Source organism: Legionella quinlivanii, from assembly GCF_003265995.1.
Taxonomy (GTDB): Bacteria; Pseudomonadota; Gammaproteobacteria; order Legionellales; family Legionellaceae; genus Legionella_C; species Legionella_C quinlivanii_A.
In genome coordinates this window covers 44,114-66,816 of sequence record NZ_MVJN01000013.1, presented here as the reverse complement: position 1 = coordinate 66,816, position 22,703 = coordinate 44,114, and the positions used below count along the sequence as shown (strand labels likewise).

Sequence of the window (22,703 nt, the reverse complement as noted above, 5' to 3'; positions counted from 1 at the left end):
CATGCCACGCCGCTCAATCCTGTCCGCCACCGAGCGCGAAAGTCTGCTGGCACTGCCAGATGCCAAAGACGAACTGATACGGCACTACACGTTCAACGAAACCGACCTGTCGGTGATCCGTCAGCGTCGCGGCGCCGCGAATCGATTGGGCTTCGCCGTGCAGCTTTGCTACTTGCGATTCCCTGGCATCTTCTTGGGCGTCGATGAACCTCCATTTCCGCCCCTGCTGCGCATGGTGGCCGCACAACTCAAGGTGCCGGTGGAAAGCTGGAACGATTACGGCCAGCGCGAGCAGACACGGCGGGAGCACTTGGTCGAGCTGCAAACGGTGTTTGGATTCAAGCCCTTCACCATGAGTCACTACCGGCAAGCCGTGCATACATTGACCGAACTGGCCTTGCAAACAGACAAAGGCATTGTGCTGGCCAGCACCCTTGTTGAAAACCTGCGGCGGCAGAGCATCATCCTACCCGCCATGAATGCCATCGAGCGCGCAAGCGCCGAGGCCATTACCCGTGCCAACCGGAGCATCCATGCGGCATTGGCCGATTCCTTGATACCTGTCCATCGCCAGCGCCTGGACGAACTGCTCAAGCGCAAGGATGGTAGCAAAATGACGTGGCTAGCGTGGCTGCGCCAATCGCCCGCCAAGCCGAACTCGCGCCACATGCTTGAACACATCGAACGCCTCAAAGCCTGGCAGGCGCTTGACCTACCTGCTGGCATCGAACGGCAGGTACACCAAAACCGCTTGCTCAAGATCGCCCGCGAGGGCGGCCAGATGACGCCCGCCGACCTGGCCAAGTTCGAGTCGCAGCGGCGTTACGCCACCTTGGTAGCACTGGCCATCGAGGGCATGGCCACCGTCACTGATGAAATCATCGACCTTCACGACCGCATCATCGGCAAGCTGTTCAATGCGGCCAAGAACAAGCATCAACAGCAGTTCCAGGCTTCCGGCAAGGCGATCAACGACAAGGTGCGGATGTATGGGCGCATCGGTCAGGCGCTGATTGAAGCCAAACAAAGCGGCGGCGATCCGTTCGCCGCCATCGAAGCGGTCATGCCGTGGGACACCTTCGCCGCCAGCGTCACCGAGGCGCAAACGCTGGCGCGGCCTGCCGATTTTGATTTCCTGCACCATATCGGCGAGAGTTACGCCACGCTGCGCCGCTATGCGCCGCAGTTCCTGGACGTGCTCAAACTGCGCGCCGCGCCCACCGCCAAGGGTGTGCTCGATGCCATCGACGTGCTGCGCGGCATGAACAGCGACAGCGCGCGCAAGGTGCCCGCCGATGCGCCAACCGCATTCATCAAGCCGCGCTGGGCAAAGCTGGTTCTGACCGACGAGGGTATTGACCGGCGTTACTACGAGTTATGCGCCCTGTCGGAGCTGAAGAACGCACTGCGCTCTGGTGATGTTTGGGTGCAGGGTTCGCGCCAGTTCAAGGACTTCGACGAATACCTGGTGCCGATCGAGAAGTTCGCCACCCTGAAGCTGGCCAGCGAATTGCCACTGGCCGTGGCCACCGACTGCGACCAATATCTGCATGACCGACTGGAATTATTGGAGGCGCAACTCGCCACAGTCAACCGCATGGCGGCGACCAACGACTTACCGGATGCCATCATCACCACTGCATCGGGCCTGAAGATCACGCCGCTGGACGCAGCGGTGCCAGACGCCGCGCAAGCCTTGATTGACCAGTCGGCGATGTTGCTGCCGCACCTCAAGATCACCGAGTTGCTGATGGAGGTCGATGAATGGACGGGCTTCACGCGCCACTTCACACACCTGAAGACCGGCGACACGGCCAAGGACAAAACCTTGCTGATGACGACGATTCTGGCTGATGGTATCAATCTTGGGCTCACCAAGATGGCCGAGTCCTGCCCTGGCACCACCTACGCCAAGCTGTCTTGGCTGCAAGCCTGGCACGTTCGCGACGAAACCTATTCGACGGCGCTGGCCGAGCTGGTGAACGCACAGTTTCGACAACCCTTCGCCGGAAACTGGGGCGACGGCACCACGTCATCGTCGGACGGCCAGAACTTCCGAACCGGCAGCAAGGCAGAGAGCACCGGGCATATCAATCCGAAGTATGGAAGTAGCCCTGGGCGGACGTTCTATACCCATATCTCCGACCAATACGCGCCCTTCAGCGCCAAGGTGGTCAACGTCGGCTTGCGCGACTCGACCTATGTGCTCGATGGCCTGCTGTACCACGAGTCTGACTTGCGTATCGAGGAACACTACACCGACACGGCGGGCTTCACCGATCATGTGTTCGGCCTGATGCACTTTCTGGGATTCCGGTTCGCGCCGCGCATCCGCGACCTGGGCGACACCAAGCTGTTCATTCCCAAGGGCGATACTGCCTACGATGCACTCAAGCCGATGATTAGCAGCGACAGGCTGAACATCAAGGCTATTCGCGCTCATTGGGATGAAATCCTACGGCTGGCCACTTCGATCAAGCAGGGCACGGTGACGGCCTCGCTGATGCTGCGCAAGCTCGGCAGCTATCCGCGCCAAAACGGCTTGGCCGTCGCCCTGCGCGAGCTGGGGCGCATCGAGCGCACGCTGTTCATTCTGGATTGGCTGCAAAGCGTGGAGCTGCGCCGCCGCGTCCATGCGGGGCTGAATAAGGGCGAGGCGCGCAACGCGCTGGCCAGGGCGGTCTTCTTCTACCGATTGGGTGAAATCCGCGACCGCAGTTTTGAGCAGCAGCGCTACCGGGCCAGCGGCCTCAATCTGGTGACGGCGGCCATCGTGTTGTGGAACACGGTCTATCTGGAGCGTGCCACCAGTGCTTTGCGTGCCCACGGCAAGGCGCTGGACGACACGTTGCTGCAATATCTGTCACCGCTGGGGTGGGAGCATATCAACTTGACCGGCGATTACCTATGGCGCAGCAGTGCCAAGGTCGGTGCGGGGAAGTTCAGGCCATTGCGACCGCTGCCACCGGCTTAGCGTGCTTTATTTTCCGTTTTCTGAGACGACCCCTATCTGGAAAGAATAATATTTGCTCCTTTACCATATAGATATGTACATCGTAAAGTATAGAAATTTCTACTTGGAGGAAAACGATATCCTAAGGAGCTATCAGGATTAGCACTTGCACCTATAACTGCTAGTGGGATAGGGTCTCCTGGTAACTCTATTTCGGGAATAGTGGCATTGACATAGAACCAATCACTAGAAATATCACAGGATCCCTCTTCATAGTTACATGTGATTGATTGAGGGCAAATAATTTTTTCTGCGTAAGATGAAGAAAAAGGGAGCAAATAACTAGCCAATAGAATTAACACCAATTTTTTCATCAAAAAATACTCACCTGCAAAATCAAGGTTTGAATTTTAACACGATGAGCAATAAATTGTCCAATTTAGTTAGATATTAACAAATAATTTTGATGTGCGTCGATAGTTTCAATTTATCATTCCAAAGCATTTGATGTACCCTCTTATTAAGAGGGTACATTGTGGCCCTGTTGCTTTGAGAATTCAAATTAGGTATAGCAGAGATTAATAAATTTAATCTTAATCTAACAACTTTTGACTTGTTTCTTTTTCTCTAGCACGCTCAATAGCATCATGTAATCTTTTTTGAAATATTTCTTTTGGGGGTAGTTCTGTAATAAATTGAGAAACTCTAATACCACTCTTCTCTAATTGTAATAATTCAACCCTCTCATCAGATTTTTCTGAGCAAAGCACAATTCCAATAGGAGGATTTTCTCCTGGCTGCATTTCATGCTTTTCAAGCCACCGTAAATATAATTCAATTTGTCCTTTATCTGCAGCTTTAAATTTACCTTTTTTTAATTCAATTGCTATCATACATCGCAATTTTCTGTGAAACATCAATAAATCTATTTTGAAAAAATCCCCATCTATTTCAATTACTTTCTGGCGTTCTTGAAAGGTAAATCCTTTTCCCATGCTTAATAAGAATTCTTCTATATCACTTGTAGTGGTCTAATATGCCTGGACACTTTTATAGGTTAAAATATAACCAATAGGAGTGAAGTAATGAATCAAAGAAAGAGGCCGTATTTTAGTTTAGAATTCAAACAGGATGCTGTTCAATTGGTGCTATCAAAAGGCTATAGCATTCCAGAAGCAGCCACAAGTTTAGGTGTTTCGATTAGTGCCCTAAGGAAATGGGTTAGTATGGAAAAAGGGGCTGAAAAGAAAGGGGCTAGTACCTCAGGCTCTCAGCTGAGCTTAAACGAACGCGAAGAGTTGTTACGCCTCAGAAAAGAAAATAACAAGCTCAGAATGGAGAGAGAAATTTTAAAAAAGGCCGCCGCTTTCTTTGCTCAAGAACAGAAATAAAATATGAATTTATCAAAGAGCAAGAGAAAGCCTATTCGATTAAACTGTTATGCAAAATGATGCAAGTTAGCCGAAGTGCTTATTATCGCTGGTACTCTAAGGGCCACCATCCCAAACCACAAGACACAATGCTTGAGGCTAAATTGAAAGCACTCTTTGGAGACAGTAAAAATACATATGGTTCCAGACGACTAGCCAAGGAATTAACTGCCCAGGGATTTCCCGTGGGGCGTTACAAAGTTCGTCGGATAATGGAAAAGCTGCGGCTAACTGTACGTTATCCAAAGCGGTTCAAACAAACGACGGATAGTCGGCATGGGTTCGAACTGGCCCCTAACCTTTTGAATCGCCAATTTAAGGTGACTGCTCCGAATCAGGCTTGGACCACGGATATTAGTTATGTATGGACTTTGGAGGGCTGGATGTATATTGCAGTCGTTATGGACCTGTATTCACGCCAAATCATCGGTTGGGCAGTCGATGTCCATATGCGCACATCTTTGAGCTCCAAAGCTCTGCGGATGGCGTTTTGGCGCAAAAAACCCTCTCCAGGATTACTGCACCACTCAGATCGCGGCAGTCAATATGCGAGTTATGAGTACCGGGAGCTATTGAAATTAATGAATATGCAGCAGAGTATGAGTCGCAAAGGCAATTGTTGGGATAACTCCCCTACAGAGCGTTTTTTTCGCAGCATCAAATATGAATCCTTGAATTACCATCGATTCGCTACTAAAGCCTGTGCCAAGCTTGCCGTGATTGACTATCTTGCCTTTTATAATGGTAGACGGCTTCATTCAACTTTAGGCTATAAAACACCGTTAGCGTTTGAACAGGAGTTTTATCAGAGAATCGCTTGAAACTGCTCAATCAGGAGCGCTGTGACTGCGCGGGATTGAGGAGTCGACAAACCGCGGAAGTGGTGCGTCAGCAGGGATGAATTTTGTTTAGTAAGTTGTTTAAATAAGTGTCCGAATTTACTTGACCATTACAACTTAAGATAGCATCTTCTAGTGTTTTCTCGTCTTTTAATACTTCCGCATTCAAATAAGAAAATATGTAAGGGTCCTGAATGATAAAATCTGTATCCGGCACATGCGTTTCCCTTAATTTCAAAATTTCCTTTTCAATTATCTCCTCAGGTTTCTTAGCAATAGCCGTTCTCTCAAATAACATCTCATCAATTCTATTTGCTAATTCCCTTGTGCTCCATTTTTCAACACGGCACATTTCGGCATAAAACTCTCTTTTAAGCTGATTGGTTATGTTTAACAAAGAGACAAAATGAGTCCATTTGAGATGCTCGCTTAACGATAAAACTATTTTCTCATCTGAAAAAAATCTTTCAAATTGTACGCATCGATGTATAACTCGAACCCCAAATCCTCTTCCAAATGCTGTTTGTAATTTTTCTGCCAGAGTTTTTATAATGTTCGCGCCATACTCCGCTCTACTGCATTTTAATATATCGCGATTTATCCGGCGGCCTATATGCCAATACAGTAAGACCCCTGCCCTATTCACTTCATGTAACGTTTTTTGCCGGGTGATCTCAATCAATTGGCTCACATCAGAATATAATTGATCTTCATTTATGTGGGACAATTCTTTATCCAATTTTTTACCTCTTAATTGTGTCTGCGCGCAGACACAATTATATAGCATCCAAGAATAATGTCTGCATGCAGACAAAATTGGATATAGATAATAAATTGAGCTATTCAAGTCGTCTTCCGATCGGTAATTCCTTTTGCCTCACTATTAAGCAGAACGATTAATGCTATCAGTCTATGTATCGACAGTAAATTTTCCTCGACTAATTCATTAGTTATAGCCAATATCTTGGATACGCTACACTGACAACGCACTGAACTTAAAATAAAATTCAAAATAGAGTGCAAATTTCAATCAGTTTGTAAGCATCACCTAAAATAGGTGTATTCTGATTAGAGTTCTCTGAGTAAATTTCGCTGTTTAAAAAATTCGATGAGCCACTCTTTATAGGTGAGAACAACAGTGGATTTGTCCTTCAAATTTTTATCCATATCAGACTTCATTTGACTGATGTAATGTAACCACTCATCATAGTGGCTGTTTTTGCTGAATGCCTTCACAATTTCATCTTCTAACGTTACAGTTGGTTGCTCTCGCGGTAGTTTCCCGAAATCATAATTTTTTATAAATTGATCAAAAGCATCTTCTTCACAACCTTGGCCTAAGCTTAAAAGCATCTCATTTTGCTGTTCTACCAGACTCTTCTTTACGTTTTTAAAAATCCAAACAACATTATCTGACATAACTAACCTCAAAAAAATTATATTAGATAAACATCTTCGCTTTGTAAGGCTAATGTTTTAATACTTTTTCTAAATCATAGTTTTCCCAATTTAATCGGTATCCTCTGTGCGCAAGCCATTTGTCCACATAACTCATAGTTATCTCACCAGCCTCAACCCCATCAAGCATTGCCCTTAAATCAGAATAGAATAATTTTTGTTCTATTTGAATTTCCCATTTCTTAACGGATATTATTTCCATGTTAATACCTCTGTCGATCCCAGAATGCATAAGCCAAGTGCTCCAACTTATAACTCCTGAAAAATTTAAAAACCCGCCCTGTGAAAATTAAGCCTGTAATTGTAGTTTTAAATGCATGTTCAGTGCATCAGCAATCTTAACCAAGGTTTCCAAAGAGGGAATAAATGAACTATTGCCGCTTTCCAGACGAGAAATGACCGATTGTTTAGTTCCAATTTTATTAGCCAATTCGGATTGGGTCATATGGCGTTTTTTACGGGCATTTACAATCATTGCAGCTATATTATTAATAATTTGCTCACGCTCATAGTGTTTGGCAAATTCTTCATCCTGTTTAATTTTGTCGTCAATAAATTCATTTAAGGTAAGTGCTTTCATTATCGTATACCTCCATCATTCGTTTTTCAGCCAGTTCAATGTCTTGCTTGGGTGCTTTCTGCGATTGTTTTTTGTAAGCATGCAAAAGAACAATGATTTCTTTTTGAATACACACGTAAAAAAAACGGTAACCACTGCGGGATGTTTTAATTTTAATTTCCCAAAGCGAGCCTTTTATCTGCCTGAACTGTACTCTTGGACTATCAAAGCCCAGCTCTTCAACACTTTTTAAACAGCCGGCAAGCCGCGCGATTTCGTCAGACGGCAAATCGTTTAGAAATTCCGCCACGGGGTTCTTGCCCGATTGTTTTTGGTAAAATTTTATTATCATAATATTTATAGCATAAATGTGATATTTTAAAAAGAATTTTAACTAAAATTAGCCATGGCATTTAGTTTCTTACTTAACGCTTCAGCGTTATTTAAAGAGCCAAGGTATAAGCGCAGCTCATTAAGGGGTCTATGATTTTTTAATAATGGCGTTGCCCATAAAAACAAGATATCGCTATCAGATAATATTTTTTGCACCACATCTGGCTTTTCTTCTAGTAAAATCTCAATTGCACAAGCCACCAACCATTTAGAGGTGGATAATTCGCCTTTTGCGATCTCTTCAATAGTTTTGGGAGCAATACTTTTATCTTTGTTAAAAAGAGTTCTGGCTTTTTGGTGCAGTTTTTCTGATTTATTGTGTATGGATAGTAGCTCAGCAAATACGGCTTGAATTTTAAATGACACGTCTGCCTTTACATTCTCGGACAGCCCCAGCTGATTAAGAATGGCCAGTGCATGCTGCTTTTTGTCATCAGGGAGGCTTGCTGTATTTATTTTAAGTTGCCCAATAGCTGCACTGATCATAGCATCATACACATTCAAGTTAATATGTTCTTTAAGGCAAAGCATACCCAACTCGTCAATAGCGTCAATAAAGCTGCCCGGCAACCTGATTCTAAAATCTTTTTGTTCAGACAGTGCCTTTGTAGAGAAATAATGCTCAATCGCCTCCAGATTATTCATGTAATGTTTTAACTCAATGGCTTCCTCCTGGCTTAATTTATCCCAGCTGTCAAATTCATTGCAGTGATTTGCTTGAAATGAACCATAGGTTGTCTTTTTATCAGCTGATTGCACATGAACTCTAGGCGGTTTGTTCATGTTTGCCTTCACGGCAAACGATAATTTTTTCATGAGGCGGCTCCTGTTAATACATTCCCCCTTAAAGGAGGGATGATATCAATATTTATAATCCGGTATTTTTTCAATTCTATTATCTATGAATTCAACGAGTTGATCGCAATAAACCCCCTTCATCGGCTTATAGGGAATTTGTGGCCCTATGATCAAGTCTTGAAAATCTTTATTCAAATAAAAGGAAATATTGTATAAGTCTCGGGCTTCATCCAGTTCTATACACACAAAACCATCTAAGTAACGCGCGTGAACTCTCATTGCGAGAGCGTTATCTGAAAGCTCATACCATTTAGATACTCCCCACGACCAGACGATCGCTTTGTTGGTATGGAGCAGTTGTTGTTGAATATGTTCTGGAATAGTCATTGTGTTCTCCTATGTTTTTACTATTGGTCATGAAGACAAGAACAGTATAACAAACCCCAGAACATATTCAACTTATTTGATAAGATTTATTTGTCATATAAGTTGATAATACATGTTGACATTCATTGGTATTCTTGCGATACTGTATCTGTTCCTTGAGAACAATAGTAAAAACATAGGAGAACAACATGTTACCCGTCTTATCAAAAGAAAAATTATTCAAATTAGCGCCATCCATCTTCACGCAAGCAAAATCTCATCAAACGAGTACCAAGTATTCGCCCATCTCAACCGAGCAAGTCATTGATAAACTCATGTCAGAAGGGTTTTTCCCCACTTGGGCAACTCAGACCAAAAGCCAGAACCAAGAATCTAAAATATTTGCAAAACACATGCTTCGTTTTCAACGCCATGATGTCATGCAAAATAATCAGGGACTTTACCCAGAACTGGTTCTCATTAATTCTCATGACGGTTTGTCATCCTATCGCTTAATCGCTGGTCTTTTCAGGGTTGTCTGTGGTAATGGACTGATTGCAGGACAATCGTATGACGAAATCAGAATTAAACATCAGGGCGACGTGATTGGAAATGTTATTGAAGGCACCTATAAGGTGATAGAAACGGCGAATAACATGCTTGATGCATCGGATGATATGGCTTCAATTCTTCTGAACGATGAGGAAAAAATGATTTTTGCCGAAGCAGCCCATTCACTAAAATTCTCGGATACAGAGGGAGACATGAGCGTTAATCCTCAGAGTTTATTGCAACCAAGGCGTTATAGGGATCAAACAGATAATGATCTATTTACCGTGTTCAATATCCTTCAAGAAAATTTAATTAAAGGCGGGATCCGTGGTCATCGTTTCAATAAATACGGTTATACCACTCGTACAAAAACCAGAGAAGTAAAAGCCATTGATCAAAATGTCAGATTAAATCGTGCTTTGTGGACTCTTACTGAAAAAATGATGGAAATAAAAAGATAGTTTCTCATGGGTGAACAAAGGTCCTCCTTTGTTCACCTCATAAGAGCGAAAACAAGCATCAAATTAAGGACATTTATGAAAATAAGATTATATCATGGTCGCAATAATCCTGAACAAGAAATGGATGATTGGGGGTTTGAGGGTGTAACACTTGATGGTGTTGAGGGGATCATATGGACTTATGGAGTGCCAAGAGTTTATTTTGTTAATGAAAATGCTTTACAGACAGCCAAGGATTTGACGGGTTGGAATGCATTGGGAGATGGTTTAGAAATGCATGTTGTTGAAGATTTAATTAAAACGAATGGGGGGTTCTTTGGGGATTGGGAGTTAATTTAAATTGTACTGACATTTTTTGAATTCCATAACAAACGGTAGTTTATATTTATTACTTTGATTATTGATAGCCACTACGAAGCCTAAATTTGATAAGATCAATAATAAAAATTGAGGTCTTATCAAATTTTACGCCATTTATTCGCTGCATTAATGAATTATATCAATCCTGAATCTATGCATAGCCAATTGTAATTTTCTTCAGTAGCGATTGCCAAATGAATCATAGCTGCTGCTATCAAGCGTTGAATGACGATGATAATCATGATTCCAATAATTATCCCTGTCGGATGCACTAGAACCCATTGAATTGCTCATGCTGTCCAATGCCCCTATCATGGGCAAACCTGTTGCAGGATTATATTCCGTTTGTTCGATTTGATTCGTTCCCATTTCCCGATGCAAACGACCTGCTTTGTGATCCTTATAATTTAAATAAGTGATCGCTACAAAACAAAAGACGAAAAAGATTGGCAGCAAGATCATATTAAATTCCATTTAATCATCATCAATTCATAGTAAAGAAAATTATATAGCGAGTCAATCACAAGCGCGCAATTGATGTGCGCTTAAAAGAGCAAATAACCTTTAACAAAAAACGGCCCTCTAAACAACAAGAAAAGATAACAACTTTAAAAACAAGCACACCTTTCGCATTGAAATGCTAATTTGTAAACAATTGATTTTTATTAATTATTTCGAAAATACCCATCGGCTTGCAGAAATAGCCTATAGCTGGTCTGTGAATGGTCAACATGTATTACACAGCGGCTGGAAAATGACGCCATTTTAATCAAAGAGGTGCATCACAAATGCATCACCATAAATCTCTGGTGCAGCATTTCATTTTAGAATACAATGTTGGTACAGGTTATTGATGCAGCACCCATGCATCAGCCAGTTCATCGCATGTGCATCACGGAATAATATTGTAAAAGGAGATTTCCATGCCTCGAGTCACCATCACTTTACCCAATGCGCTCTATGCAAAACTCATTAAATATGCAGGCGATAACGACGATTCGCTTTCGTATACTATCACCAAAATGACCGAAATTGGATTAATGGTGACGGAAAAAAGCCAGGAATACCAAAGCGCAGAAGACCAATTTTCTGAAATTGAAAAGCACTGCTTTAAGCTCATGATTCAAATGAATGCGCTGTTAAAAAATATAGCGTCTAAACAAATGGACTATGGCCAGGAGGAGTTTAAAAAATTGATGGATTTATCCATTAATAAATACCAGGAACTCATGGGAATTGCACCAGAAGAGCTTTAGTCATGGCAATTTAAATCTCCATATCCATGCTTTTCTGCTTACTATCATAGTGCTTTTTTTGCTTGGTTTCCGATACTTTTTGAGGCGCGTTATTCGCTTTATCAATCGTCGAGTAAATGGATTTCAAATGGTCTCTACTATACGCTCCTGGCAAGACCATTTTAGGGAGTAGATTTGAGCCATCGGCGAAATGCTTCACGTACTGTTCTATTTGATTTAATTGTTCATTATGGTGCCGTATCACTGTTTTATGAAGGACCTGCTTTTCTTCGATTAAGCCGAGCTGCTGTTTCACCTGGTTTAATCCTTGGAGTTGATGAACATCATTCCAGTCGGTTTTATCTCTTCCCGCAATAGTGTTCGGGATAATAAGCGTCGATATTATTCCCTTCGTAGCTAAAAACGCTCTTGCATCCTCTGTTATTTTTAACGTGTCATTCTTGGCTGCGGAATCATTATCCCCTGCAATAATCACTTCACTGGGATAGAGTTTTTTAATAAGCTCGTTTAAGTTTTTCAAGTTGGATAAGCCAAAGGAAACCAGCACACTGGCCTTAGGATTTGCCATGGCCAGTGTGGCTCCCGTCTCAGGTCCCTCTGCTAAATACAACGTTCCGAATTTTTCACCTTTTTGCAATAATCCGGCACTTCCTTCTATTTTTCCTTTGGATAACTTAGCAGTCTCCATAAAGGTATTTTTTCTACCCGTTTTCTCATCCAAATAAATCCGTTGTACACCCGTGATTTCTCCTTTGGCATTCTTAGCCGCAATTAACAAGGCGGGTATTTTATTTGTCTTCTCATAAAGATTTCCGTTATCATCGGTTGCTTTCCACAGAGCGCCCTTAGGCCAAAATAGAACATTGAGTTGTTCAGGATTTTCAATACCGCGATGCACTTTTAAATACGTTTCTGCCAAAGTACCTGAAATAGGAATACCCCCTTTCAGAATGCTTTTTGCGGAGATAATTTTATTTTTTTCTTCCTTTACGTCGATTAAATCCAGTGGCTTTTCTTTCCGCATTGGTGGCCAACTGGCTACTCCTGAAATCCCGGCAATTGCAGCGCCTTCTCTTAAAGCCTCCTGAAAGGACAGTCCTCGCTCTTTCATAATAGCCGAAAGCGGGTTTCCCCCATGTCCTTCTGAAAAATCATACCAAAACCCTGCCTTCTTTCCTTTCAAGGAGACAATCAGCCCCCCTGAGAAGCGCATTTCTTTGGAGGTGATCTTCTTTGGCTCCCCAAAGATGGCGCGATAAGTCTCAATAGGATTTTCGGCTAATGCGTCAATAATCGTTGCGGCATCGAAGAAGTCCCTGATTTTTCCTGGTAGAGTCTTGCTCGTTGTTTTCTCAGCGATAATATCCTTATTGGAGTTATTATTCAGTTCATACCGACTCATTAAAAGCTTTTGCGAGTCGGTAAAATCCAGAGGCTTCTTCAGCTCACCAATGGCAGCGTGGTAAAGAGCTTCCTTTTTAGCGAGTCGATGTAGATTCGTTTTTAATTCTGCCCAGGCTTTATGCCAGTGCGCAGACTCGAGCTTACTCATGCCCTCTGCACGACTTTCTAATTGTTTGAAGAGTTTGTCTTTGGTTTCGTTTAATTGAATAAGGGTCTGTTGACGCGCGCCATGCTGTTTTGCATGTTGTTCAATTTTAAGAGGATCTAACTTTTCCCGATCACAAAAACCGTGTATTGATACATTCTGATGTATGCGAAAGGCCAGACTGTCGCGTTTAGCGGTTAATTGCTGGGCTTGAATCATACGGAGTTCATTAACGCCCTGCCCTTGTGCCTGTAGTGAAAAAATGCGTTTCCAAGCGCTACTGGCTTTTTGACTAATCAGTTTGTACTGCATGACGTTGCGAAAATCACGCTTTTGCGCCTCATTGAGTTCATTGATAAAGACACTTCGCGCTTCGATTCGCATGAAGGCATTTAATGAGTTTGTATTGACACCCAACTCCTTTATAAATGGATAATGGCCTTTGATATCCGATGCGATGACCAAAGCAGTCTCTTTTTTCTGCTTAAAGTTCGAAGCGGATTGTTGAAATTGGAGAACCGTTTCCCTTTTATCATGGTTAGCCGCCTGTTTCAGTAGTTTGTTCTCATCTACCTTTAGGACGCTCAATACTTTATTAGCGGAGGGATTGCCGAGAAGGTTAGACGCAATCTGATTTCTTAGAGTGGCAGCCTTTTGCTGGGCTTCCACAACGGTCTCTGAGAGTTCCTTTCCGGTCTGTAAGGCATAAAGAGAGCTGGCATAATGAACAGCCAGTTCTTTATTCAGTGACTGGTAGGTTTTAACGGTATCAAAAAGCGCTTGCTCCTCAAGATTAAGCCCCTCTCTAAAGAGATCTTCTTCCCGCTTTCTGGCCTGTTGGTTTATTTCACGCCACAAGCCATCGAGCGATTTGTTGGTCTTTTCAGCGAAACGAATTAAATGCGGATGAATCGCCTTGGACTGATTTTTAAGCACTAATGCGAGTGACTCTTTTGTCTTTGGGTCTTCTTCCTTAAAAAATGAAGCGACGGTGAGCCCCTTTTGGTGTTTTTCAGCGTGAACACTTAAATTGTGAAGCCTCGCATAGGCTCTCTCTTCTGCTTTTTCAATACGGTATTGCGAAATCCCTAAGCGGTTAAGTTTGCCAATTGAAAAATGGTGCAAAGAAGTGATGTACTCTTCAATTCGTTCGGTGATGCGATGAGCCAGTGCGTTTCTGGTTTCAGACCACGCCGTCGCTTTTGATTTTTGCAGGGGGCTGCGATTTCCATCATGCACTGATTTCCAGCCTTTCTGGGTATTTAAACAAGCATTAAGGTATGCTTTAACCGTTAACGCTTTTTCTCGCTCCTCAGGGCTTAATCCGTTTAACCACTTCATTGTAGCGAATTTCAATGCGTCTTGTCGTATGATACTTTCAGAGATGCCCAATTGATGCCTTGCCATTCGCCTAAGCGTCTCGTCGGTGGCGATTTGCCAGGCTATTTTGCAAGCCGGTGCGGTTTTTTGCTTTTCCTTAGCCTCACTATAGTGATTAATCAGCGTCTGCTTTTGTTTCACCACCTCATCATTTTGCGCTTTCTTATGGGTAATGGCGTTCACATCCATGGCCTTTGGATGATTAGCAAACTGTTCTTTGTGACGTGTCAGTAAGTCACTATTTACATAGTCCAGAGCCGATTTTTTTGTGTCGTCATTATATTCCAGGGCTTTGAGTAGCTGGTTCTTATCATCCGTAATGAGCGTCATACGGGAAATGGCTCGAGAAATTTGCACATAATAGTTTCTCAATGTCGCTGAAAATTGGTTATAAGATTCGATTAATCCCAAGGCATAGTGCTTATCCTTCCCCTGCACTTTCATGTTGGTTAACACATACCCATGATCCAAATGCTGTAATTCGTTGGCATCAAGGGGAAATGTTTTCTCCTCATTGTTTTTTTCAAAACAAAGCGTCACTGTTTTTTCATCCATTGCCTTGACAGAGGCTAGCGAGGAGTTTACAAGCCCTGCCTGATTGTTATTTCGAGTAATTAAGACCTTATCTTGAACACAAAGCGAGAGGGTAGTTGCTTCATAAAACTCAATGGGACGATTCAATCCCGCACGGGTAGGCTTATACTGAGGTAACTCCCTTAAATAAAGGGTAACCGAGCGCCCCTCTCTATTGATGAGTGGTATCGTCTTATTCTCTTGATGCGTTGCAGTCATTTTTCCAACCGTTAAATAGTCCCCTGATTGAATGCCGGACTTGGGCAGCTTTAAATTAAAACGCAGCACATCGCCTTGCTGATAATATTGCGTATGATGATATTGGACCTCTTCAATTGCCTTTGGTTTTAAGGTATTGATAACATACTCTGGACCGATTAAGGTCCCTTCTTCCTTTAGGTTTTGGCGTATGATGTGTGTAATATCATGGCGGTTAGCGTGGGTTGGCGCAAAAACAAGCGTTCTTTCACGAACCGAATGCGATAGATTTAACCAGTGATGAGCAATCGCCTCAATTCGTTCATCATGCGTTTTAAATTCCCGTACTTCATCGAGTTTTTGAATCGACTCATAGCACTCCCTGTTTATGGCATCTCTTACAGCCCCCCGGGTTTTGTCATTGGTTTGTCGAATAATATCGGTCATCTTCACTGTGGCCATCCCATAGGATTGCGCCTGACCAAAAATGCGGCCACACTTCACGCTGGACAATTGGTCATCATCGCCAGTTAATAAGAGCCTTGCCCCTTTTTGCTCGATTAATTTGATCAGTTCATGGCCTTGAATGGTAGACAGCATGGACGCTTCATCCAGAACATAGAGGGTATTCTTCAAGGAGTTCCTGGAGGCATTTAGAAGCTCTTGGTGAACGATTGGAAAGACATCAGAGCGAATTCCCGCTTTATCACGAAGCTCGTTTACTGCACTGCTGGTAACAGCTAGCCCTCTTAAATTCCATCCTTTGTCAGAAGCCAGCGCTTTGGTTAATTGCAGCATGGTCGTTTTTCCCGTACCGGCATAACCTTGAACGGCATTGAAGCGGTCGGTTGAAGTAAACACATGCATCAAGGCGCTTTTCTGGGATGCGGTAAGAGGAAAAGGGGAATTGGCTTCATGGTGTTTTTGGGCCTGCAAGACGGCATGCGTAGTGGCAATCGGGTTTAATAGCCCTTGATTCAACTCAATACGGGCTAGGGTTTCTGTTTCTAATGTGAGCGCCCATGGCGTAGTCAGCATAGAGCGCTTGGTAATGGGATCTACGGCCTGATAAAGCAACCCGTTCTTAATATGCGTCGCAATCATTGCATCAATCACGTCAATGGGAACCACTGTGGCACCTGTTAGGCTATGTTTAAGGGCCGCTTCCTTTAATTGCCTTACTTCAAACACACTGGTTTGTTGGGAAAGAGCCTCTATGGCAACAAAGACCGCTTCTTTTGCTTTCAATTCGATTAAATCCTGTTTTCCATAAAAACGCTCAAGGAGTTTTTCTTTGATCACTGTGAAAAAACCGGCGGTCTTGGAGGATTCGGCTAAATCCTTGTGTGAGATAATAAACGCTGACGCATCGAAGCCCAACTGTTCAGCTCGCTGTTGCCAATCCGCTTGTAAAATGGCTATATCATGTTCTTCCTTGGCATTCCGGGTTAAGAGCGTTGCTTTGCTAGCCAGGCGTGCTCCTTCCCAGCCCTTTTCTTGCATTTTTTCTTCAATGGCTTGACGGCGTGTGGAAAACGCCTTTAATACCTCCTCGGGGATCCCATCAATTTCAAACATCCCTTTTCCCACATCGCGAAGCCGATAGCCTTGCTCTTTTAATAAATTGGCGAGTTCAGTGCGGTATAAAAGGCCGGCATAGGTCACATGCTGTTGCAATTGCTCAACGACCCCGAAATGACCGTTGATATCGGAGGCCAGGGAACGTGCCTTTCCATCTGCGGGGGTAAAGGTGATATTCAGTGTGACGCAATGCGTATGCAAAGCCGGATCATTGGCACGTGAAGAAGGCTGTCTGAACGCTGCAACCACAAGATTTCCCGTATCGACATAGTGCACTTTGCCCTGAATGACCACGCGGGCTTGCGAAAATTCTTTCTCAATGAGACGAAGTGCCTTTTCAACCGCCTTATCATGGAGAAGGGATAGATTGGGATCGGCGCCTAATCCTGACAAAATGGACACACTTTTAGGGGCTGAAAAGGTCATGTCAAAACCAGGACGGTGTTCCCCTTTTTTATTTTTTAATGTTTGACCATTGGGTAATTTCCCTTCCAGAAGCGCTAGCATTTGTTCTTTTTGCACAGTACCGGACAGCCCCAATTGCACACTACCCTGGCCAAGCCAACGTAAGGCCTGGGCATCACCGGCATAATAATTAAATGCAGCCGCATAATAGTCTGCAGCCCCCTGTGCTGACTTGAGTGGTTGTATGCTTAACATAGTCTCTCCTTTGCCTAGACTTCAAACTCGACATCCATGGGTTGTTTGTAGCGTTGCTTTTTGACACCAGACACGCTTTCTGCCTCGGCGTTCTTGCTCTCTTCAATAACCTGTTGAATGGTCTGCTCCATAGTGAATTCGCGCTCGACAAAGCCCTTGAAATGCTTGGGCCTCTCCTGATGTTTTAACGTGAGTTGAGTGATGGGATAACTTCCTGGCAAGCGCACAAAGCAATTTAAATCGTTAAGCTCCAAGATTTGCGGATAGGAAACAATCGGACGTGTGACCCGTTGGCTACCAAGGGAAATACCATCCCGAATACTATTGGCGCCATAGGAATAGTTTTCGCGCGATTCTTCAATTTCTTCCTCGCCGAGTTCGCTGGCAACGAGACGTGCCATATCAGCGCTTGGGCTTCTAAAGAAAAACCGCGTGTTTAATAAATCGAATAACTCCTTGGCTCCGCCCGATTGGCCATAGACTTTGGTAAGCTGCGAGAAGCTTTGCATGCCTAATAAGAAGCAACCGCCGAATTTTCGGACTTCCGCAATGGTTTCACCAAGCAAAGGCAGCTTGTGCAAAGAAGGCAGCTCATCGCAGATAAACCAAATACGTCTCTCGGGGTTTGGAGTGAGACTTAACAGTGTCAAGGAAGCCATTGCCAGCCACATCGACATTAAAGGCTTTAACGACTTGTGTTGCTCGCCATTGGAAGAGATGAAAAGCCATCCTTTGTTATCATCCTCCAAAATATAATCACGAATGGAAAACGACGGATTTGAGGAGGTATTAAGGCCGGATAAGGTGGTAAGTGATTTTAAATAGGTGGTAATCACCGAGCGAATGGAAATGGCCGTTTTTTCGATTTTTCCGCTGACTAACGTTGCTGCTGCGGTTCCTTTGAGATAGTCCTCTAATTGCGTAAATTCTCCTGTGAGTAATAACTTAAGTAGCTTCTCAATCGAGCGGTCGTTATCTTTGCGCATCTTGGCGGCTACTGAAGAAAATACAGTGCGTGCTGCATTCACCCAAAAGGGATCGGATTCCCCGTGCATTGGAATGAGGCTTTCTGCCATGTTTTCAAAATCGGAATCACGAGGCGCCTCAAGCCACATATCCCAATTAGGGCATCTGGCATCAAAGGGATTTAAAATAACATCGTGATTCGCGTCAAAATAATGGGGAATTAAGGCACAGCCCTTGTCATAGACAATCACTCGATCCCCCCTTTTGCGCAAGGCATCCAGAATTTTCATAATCAGTTGGCTTTTTCCAGTACCCACGGTTCCATGCACTAAGAGGTGCTGGACTTCGCTATGTGCCTTGAGCGGGAACCCATCGATGGTGATATCCGAGTTCTCTTTTTTCTCGATGATTTGCTGGCTTAGATGGTCGGCCGTATCGATACGACTACCTCTAATGAATTGGTTGGCACGCTGCGCCTTGCCGCGTCGAACAAAATAAAAAGCCAGTAATAACCCTAAAACCAATGAGAGGAAAAAAGCGACCAAGGACGACTGCCCCAGTAAATCCACCATGTGTTGGGCATTTGCTTTGAAATAGGGATAGTGCAACATTGAATCCACCGTCTGCCGATAGAGTTTTCCATGAAAAGACAGCGTGAATGTGTATTTTTTTCCTACCAGATTAAGAAAGCACGCATAATAATAGGCAAGTGCCTGGGCCAGATTCTCAGGTGTTGTCACCAGCCAGGTGATTATCCCCGTTAAAACTACCCATAAGAAAAGGCAGACCCAGACTAATGTCTTGGTGATTTGATCCCACATCCGCAGATTGTGAAAACTAATTTGACCACCACGGGTATAATGTTTGAAATTGGGCTCATCACGCATGACTTCTTCTCCTCGCGTTTAGACAAAGCAGCGGCTACCCTTGCCACTGAAAAGGTTAAAATTGAAACGTTATGGTTTTAGTAATTACATTAAAGGGACGATGGATTGTCCTTGCCCAACCACCATTGAATGCTAGTCAATAAAATGCTTAGCCCTACACGATTAAATTCCAGGCTCATCATCATGTAGGTGACCATCGCACTGCCAAAAAAGGCAATGCCCAGCATAAAATAGAGTGCTGCCAATTCCGCATAGCTGGCAAATACACTGGCATAGAAAATAAAAACACCCCAAAACAGCCAGGCACAACATTGAAGTTTTTTAACCAATAAAACACCTGTTTTAAGCTGGTTTTGCAGGTGATATTGAATGAGGAAATAGTGAATTAAGGAAGGAATCAATACAATTAACGCAGCTATCGTCATCATCAAAGAAGCCAACAGTGCGTCTCGAGTTTGTTCCCAATACAATCCTGGTGCTAAGGCGTTTGAATGTAGCTCAGTCAATGACACATATAAAATGGCGAAAAAGAAAACCGTTCCTATTTTCCAAAATGCACGCCAGCTCAGTTTCAATAAACCAGTGTAGTAAATCCTTGCTGGAATAATATCTAACTCAAGCTGTTTTAGTCGTTTGATATCCTCGGCAATAGCCTGTTGAAGTTCATTATGTTTCATGATTATTTATCTCCATGTAATCCATTTTTTTGAAGTAATTTCTCCGGCGCTATCAGGTTCTTCTGTGCCTCGGTTTTACCGCTTGCTAATCGCCTATTCATATCTTGGGCCAGAGCCTCTTGCTGATAATGAAGCACAGATTTGCCCTCTTCACTTTGTGAATTATTGTTATGAAGTTGATTAGAGACTTTTTGTTGTAACTGATTGGCTTGATGGCTAGCAAAGCCTACATCTAATTGCTTTGCATCACTGACTAATTGATTGCTGTTTTGATGGAAATCCTTTGCCAGGTGCTGTTCTTTACCAAGCAGATGATGGCTCTCTTTGCTATAAGATGAGTTAATACCTGCCTCCTGCCCTTGATTGCCAAAGGCAGAGATGAGCTCTTCGCGTTTATGGTTGAGAAATTGCTTTCCCAGCACTTGGAGTTGGTCAAGCGAGTGCAAATCGCCTGGATGGCTGTACAGTGTATCGCGGGCTGACTCACCGATTTGACTGGCCACATAAGCGGGAAATACCTGATCCATGTTCTTGTTGATTTGGGCAGCGTGCGATTCAACATAGCTTTTAGCACTACTGATTCGTTGTGCACGGTTTAAGCTCGCATCCACATTTTGGCTTGACGTTTCGGCATCACGTAAATCAACACCCAATTGATTGCTAAGACTGGCCGCTTTGGAATGACTTTCATCAAAATGATGATTCGTGGCAAAATGATTCACGTAGTTGAGCGCCTCATTAAAATCATGGGCTTCGCGTGCAGAAAGTGAGTGATCAACACCGGTGTGATACCGGTCGCTACTGGTTGATGAGCGCTCAAATTTAGCATGCACATCAGCGCCACCATGAAGCCCTGTTCCCCACTGGGCTAATTTTCCAAAAATACTTCGTTCACTTTTCACCCCAATTTGAGCGCCGAATCCACCACTGGTTAAATGAGCTAATGCATCTTCTTTGCTCATTCCTGTTTTACTAGCCACATCCTCAGCGATATGGCTAATTGTCGATAATGCCTTACTGTATTGCCCCGTCTCACTTTCCGATACCCCGTCACCCAGACGCATGTCATGCCCGGCTAATTGCGATAGTTGCAGGGCACGATGGGCAAAATTGGACAATGACTTCTGATAGTGGGCCGATTCATTTCGAGCCGTTTGGGTGGACTGCTCATAAGCCTGATTCAGTGAAGCGCTTAATCCTTCTTGCGCATTGATGGATAGAGCACTTTTAGTCATGCCAGGACTGACATCAAAAATTCGATCGCCACTGCCCGTAATAGTCTTTAAAACACCACTTCCCAATTGTTCGGTATGCATCCCATGCATATGCGTCCAATTGGAATCATGTTTGTTGGCTGAGAAATTATTAGCCGTTGTATTATAAAAGCTGGTCTGTCCAAGACCAAAAGAGCCGCTTGCTGCTTCCCCTGCGACCGACATGCTGGAGCCTTGCATATGGCTCATCATGCTAGTTGCCAAATTACTAAAGGCTCCACCTAAATTAGACATCAGTCCATGTGACAAGAAAGGAATAAGCATCATCATATAACCACAGGCCCCGGAAATATCGGCATGCAGTTCATCAATTTTATCCAGATTAACCATCGTAAACTGGCCGTATTCAGCGGATGAGGAGGCCCCATAAATGGTCATACCAGCATTTAAGATTGCAAAGAGCACGGGCCATAATTGCAATGACATAAAAAATTGCATGTACCCATACAAAATTTTTGCCCCACCAGGTAAGGTGGTTAGAGCAACAATCAAAGGAAATACACCAAACAATAAAAGGGTTAGGCAGGTATGGGTAATCGGTAAAATCCATAGGGCTTTTTGGCCGAGCACTTCCCAACTCCATCGGTGTTGGACCTGCGACTTGGTAAATTGTTGATTCACAATTCCAGCAGTTGCATCGGTAAACGCCTGATAATGCAATACCCCATCCCCCATGGCGTTAATCATCATGCTTTGTAAAAAGATGTTACTGGAAGAATCGGTTAATCCCTGGTAATAATCAAAAGCGGACTTAAGATGAGTGCTAAATAACGCTTCATAGGTGGTATTCTTTGGTTTTCCAAATAAATTGACCCCAAAAAAGTGGTAAGCATTTTTAATCTCCGCATCGAGTTTTTTGCGTAAACTGTATTGGCCATCTGGTTTGGAAGCCTCTTCACAAGTCACTAATTTCCCATTGACCGAAATCATGCGAAGCGGTGAGGCTTTGGCGGAAATCAGCGCCCAGATGTCCGTGGAATGCGCTAAATCACCGACACTGTACTTTCGATTTAACCGAATATCCCCTACCACACAAACACGAAAATACTCATTCATTTCTTCCTTAAGGACGGGATCTTTAATACGAAAAGAGGTTGACGCTGTAACCAGGCGCGAACCGAAAAGAGCACCTGTTCGGGTGTATTGCAAATCATCTGGCATGGACAACAACGCATCATAGGACTGCGCCAAACCATAGCCTATCACTGTGAATAAATTGGCACTGAGCGCAAAGACCACAGGCACATTATCAACTTGCTTTGGGATCTGCGAGGAAAGATCATCGATTTGTACGGTAGTTTTAGGCAGCAAGACACAATTTACAAATAGGACACAGCCTACAAACCACCGGGCAAAGGCTAGTGGATCCCGTGTTTTAAGATAACCGATGGTCGCCATCACGATGCCAATCAGTGCTGTAATTCGCAAAAGTCCTAAAAAACTGTCCTGTTTCATAAAGGTGCTAATGGCATTCAACACGTGTTGGAATAATTCACCCCAAGCCAAAACATGAATGGTTATCATCGAGGACTC

The 22,703-nt window shown here is 43.9% G+C and carries 20 protein-coding genes; 6 read left to right on the top strand and 14 right to left on the bottom strand.

Annotated features, from left to right (window positions below; all coding sequences use genetic code 11):
* Position 1: 1 nt before the first annotated feature.
* Positions 2-2,974, top strand: coding sequence for a Tn3 family transposase (locus tag B1207_RS14580; RefSeq protein WP_105731065.1), 2,973 nt, complete (start codon positions 2-4; stop codon positions 2,972-2,974).
* Positions 2,975-3,006: 32 nt separating this feature from the next.
* Here B1207_RS14580 and B1207_RS15870 read toward each other — a convergent pair whose 3' ends face one another.
* On the bottom strand, positions 3,007-3,330 hold the full coding sequence (locus B1207_RS15870) for a hypothetical protein (protein WP_146740076.1): 324 nt from the start codon (positions 3,328-3,330) through the stop codon (positions 3,007-3,009).
* 216 nt (positions 3,331-3,546) lie between these two features.
* Positions 3,547-3,969 carry a PDDEXK nuclease domain-containing protein gene (locus tag B1207_RS14575; protein WP_301182697.1) on the bottom strand — a complete coding sequence of 141 codons (423 nt, stop codon included), beginning with the start codon at positions 3,967-3,969 and terminating at the stop codon, positions 3,547-3,549.
* Between the two features lie 69 nt (positions 3,970-4,038).
* On the opposite strand from B1207_RS14575, the gene B1207_RS14570 reads away from it, so the two are divergent.
* The gene (locus B1207_RS14570; protein WP_112220627.1) at positions 4,039-4,344 is read left to right on the top strand and encodes a transposase; all 306 of its coding nucleotides are present in this window, start codon (positions 4,039-4,041) and stop codon (positions 4,342-4,344) included.
* Positions 4,341-5,204, top strand: coding sequence for an IS3 family transposase (locus B1207_RS14565; protein ID WP_112220626.1), 864 nt, complete (start codon positions 4,341-4,343; stop codon positions 5,202-5,204). Before B1207_RS14570 ends, B1207_RS14565 begins: the two co-directional genes overlap by 4 nt.
* A 67-nt stretch (positions 5,205-5,271) precedes the next feature.
* Here the strand turns inward: B1207_RS14565 and B1207_RS14560 are convergent, their stop codons facing one another.
* The 7 genes from B1207_RS14560 to B1207_RS14530 form a co-directional block, all read right to left on the bottom strand.
* Positions 5,272-5,961 carry a DUF1016 N-terminal domain-containing protein gene (locus tag B1207_RS14560; RefSeq protein ID WP_172458314.1) on the bottom strand — a complete coding sequence of 230 codons (690 nt, stop codon included), beginning with the start codon at positions 5,959-5,961 and terminating at the stop codon, positions 5,272-5,274.
* Between the two features lie 329 nt (positions 5,962-6,290).
* The gene (locus B1207_RS14555) at positions 6,291-6,641 is read right to left on the bottom strand and encodes a hypothetical protein (RefSeq protein ID WP_112220624.1); all 351 of its coding nucleotides are present in this window, start codon (positions 6,639-6,641) and stop codon (positions 6,291-6,293) included.
* A gap of 49 nt (positions 6,642-6,690) precedes the next feature.
* Positions 6,691-6,882: a hypothetical protein gene (locus tag B1207_RS14550; protein WP_146063047.1), complete on the bottom strand. Its 192-nt coding sequence runs from the start codon at positions 6,880-6,882 to the stop codon at positions 6,691-6,693.
* Between the two features lie 87 nt (positions 6,883-6,969).
* Entirely contained in the window at positions 6,970-7,260 is a 291-nt protein-coding gene (locus B1207_RS14545; protein ID WP_112220623.1) for a helix-turn-helix domain-containing protein, read from the bottom strand.
* Positions 7,238-7,591, bottom strand: coding sequence for a type II toxin-antitoxin system RelE/ParE family toxin (locus tag B1207_RS14540; RefSeq protein WP_058522402.1), 354 nt, complete (start codon positions 7,589-7,591; stop codon positions 7,238-7,240). The genes B1207_RS14545 and B1207_RS14540 overlap by 23 nt, the downstream gene beginning before the upstream one ends.
* A 38-nt stretch (positions 7,592-7,629) precedes the next feature.
* Positions 7,630-8,448 carry a hypothetical protein gene (locus B1207_RS14535; protein WP_112220622.1) on the bottom strand — a complete coding sequence of 273 codons (819 nt, stop codon included), beginning with the start codon at positions 8,446-8,448 and terminating at the stop codon, positions 7,630-7,632.
* A 45-nt stretch (positions 8,449-8,493) separates the two neighbouring features.
* Positions 8,494-8,817, bottom strand: a complete 324-nt coding sequence (locus tag B1207_RS14530; RefSeq protein WP_112220621.1) for a hypothetical protein — start codon at positions 8,815-8,817, stop codon at positions 8,494-8,496.
* Between the two features lie 188 nt (positions 8,818-9,005).
* On the opposite strand from B1207_RS14530, the gene B1207_RS14525 reads away from it, so the two are divergent.
* On the top strand, positions 9,006-9,809 hold the full coding sequence (locus B1207_RS14525; RefSeq protein WP_112220620.1) for a DUF932 domain-containing protein: 804 nt from the start codon (positions 9,006-9,008) through the stop codon (positions 9,807-9,809).
* Positions 9,810-9,884: 75 nt separating this feature from the next.
* Positions 9,885-10,148, top strand: a complete 264-nt coding sequence (locus tag B1207_RS14520) for a hypothetical protein (protein ID WP_112220619.1) — start codon at positions 9,885-9,887, stop codon at positions 10,146-10,148.
* 198 nt (positions 10,149-10,346) lie between these two features.
* On the opposite strand, the gene B1207_RS14515 is transcribed toward B1207_RS14520, so the two are convergent.
* Positions 10,347-10,643, bottom strand: a complete 297-nt coding sequence (locus tag B1207_RS14515; protein WP_146740074.1) for a hypothetical protein — start codon at positions 10,641-10,643, stop codon at positions 10,347-10,349.
* Between the two features lie 449 nt (positions 10,644-11,092).
* On the opposite strand from B1207_RS14515, the gene B1207_RS14510 reads away from it, so the two are divergent.
* Positions 11,093-11,425, top strand: a complete 333-nt coding sequence (locus B1207_RS14510; protein WP_112220617.1) for a hypothetical protein — start codon at positions 11,093-11,095, stop codon at positions 11,423-11,425.
* Between the two features lie 10 nt (positions 11,426-11,435).
* Here B1207_RS14510 and mobF read toward each other — a convergent pair whose 3' ends face one another.
* The 4 genes from mobF to traG all read right to left on the bottom strand — a co-directional run bounded on the left by mobF (position 11,436) and on the right by traG (position 22,694).
* Complete coding sequence (gene mobF / locus B1207_RS14505; protein WP_112220616.1) at positions 11,436-17,366, bottom strand: MobF family relaxase; 5,931 nt, start codon at positions 17,364-17,366, stop codon at positions 11,436-11,438.
* Between the two features lie 14 nt (positions 17,367-17,380).
* Entirely contained in the window at positions 17,381-19,219 is a 1,839-nt protein-coding gene (gene traD / locus B1207_RS14500) for a type IV conjugative transfer system coupling protein TraD (RefSeq protein WP_112220615.1), read from the bottom strand.
* Between the two features lie 89 nt (positions 19,220-19,308).
* Entirely contained in the window at positions 19,309-19,896 is a 588-nt protein-coding gene (locus B1207_RS14495; protein ID WP_112220614.1) for a hypothetical protein, read from the bottom strand.
* Positions 19,897-19,898: 2 nt separating this feature from the next.
* Positions 19,899-22,694, bottom strand: coding sequence for a conjugal transfer mating-pair stabilization protein TraG (gene traG / locus B1207_RS14490; RefSeq protein WP_112220613.1), 2,796 nt, complete (start codon positions 22,692-22,694; stop codon positions 19,899-19,901).
* Positions 22,695-22,703: the final 9 nt, after the last annotated feature.

Bases quoted from the DNA above. Each gene is read 5' to 3' on its own strand.
- B1207_RS14540 (WP_058522402.1), bottom strand. From the start codon at position 7,591: ATGATAATAAAATTTTACCAAAAACAATCGGGCAAGAACCCCGTGGCG.
- traG (WP_112220613.1), bottom strand. From the start codon at position 22,694: ATGATAACCATTCATGTTTTGGCTTGGGGTGAATTATTCCAACACGTG.
- B1207_RS14545 (WP_112220623.1), bottom strand. From the start codon at position 7,260: ATGAAAGCACTTACCTTAAATGAATTTATTGACGACAAAATTAAACAG.
- B1207_RS14570 (WP_112220627.1), top strand. From the start codon at position 4,039: ATGAATCAAAGAAAGAGGCCGTATTTTAGTTTAGAATTCAAACAGGAT.
- B1207_RS14515 (WP_146740074.1), bottom strand. From the start codon at position 10,643: ATGGAATTTAATATGATCTTGCTGCCAATCTTTTTCGTCTTTTGTTTT.
- B1207_RS14530 (WP_112220621.1), bottom strand. From the start codon at position 8,817: ATGACTATTCCAGAACATATTCAACAACAACTGCTCCATACCAACAAA.
- B1207_RS14520 (WP_112220619.1), top strand. From the start codon at position 9,885: ATGAAAATAAGATTATATCATGGTCGCAATAATCCTGAACAAGAAATG.
- B1207_RS14535 (WP_112220622.1), bottom strand. From the start codon at position 8,448: ATGAAAAAATTATCGTTTGCCGTGAAGGCAAACATGAACAAACCGCCT.
- B1207_RS14555 (WP_112220624.1), bottom strand. From the start codon at position 6,641: ATGTCAGATAATGTTGTTTGGATTTTTAAAAACGTAAAGAAGAGTCTG.
- mobF (WP_112220616.1), bottom strand. From the start codon at position 17,366: ATGTTAAGCATACAACCACTCAAGTCAGCACAGGGGGCTGCAGACTAT.
- B1207_RS14550 (WP_146063047.1), bottom strand. From the start codon at position 6,882: ATGGAAATAATATCCGTTAAGAAATGGGAAATTCAAATAGAACAAAAA.
- B1207_RS14580 (WP_105731065.1), top strand. From the start codon at position 2: ATGCCACGCCGCTCAATCCTGTCCGCCACCGAGCGCGAAAGTCTGCTG.
- B1207_RS14510 (WP_112220617.1), top strand. From the start codon at position 11,093: ATGCCTCGAGTCACCATCACTTTACCCAATGCGCTCTATGCAAAACTC.
- traD (WP_112220615.1), bottom strand. From the start codon at position 19,219: ATGCGTGATGAGCCCAATTTCAAACATTATACCCGTGGTGGTCAAATT.
- B1207_RS14495 (WP_112220614.1), bottom strand. From the start codon at position 19,896: ATGAAACATAATGAACTTCAACAGGCTATTGCCGAGGATATCAAACGA.
- B1207_RS14525 (WP_112220620.1), top strand. From the start codon at position 9,006: ATGTTACCCGTCTTATCAAAAGAAAAATTATTCAAATTAGCGCCATCC.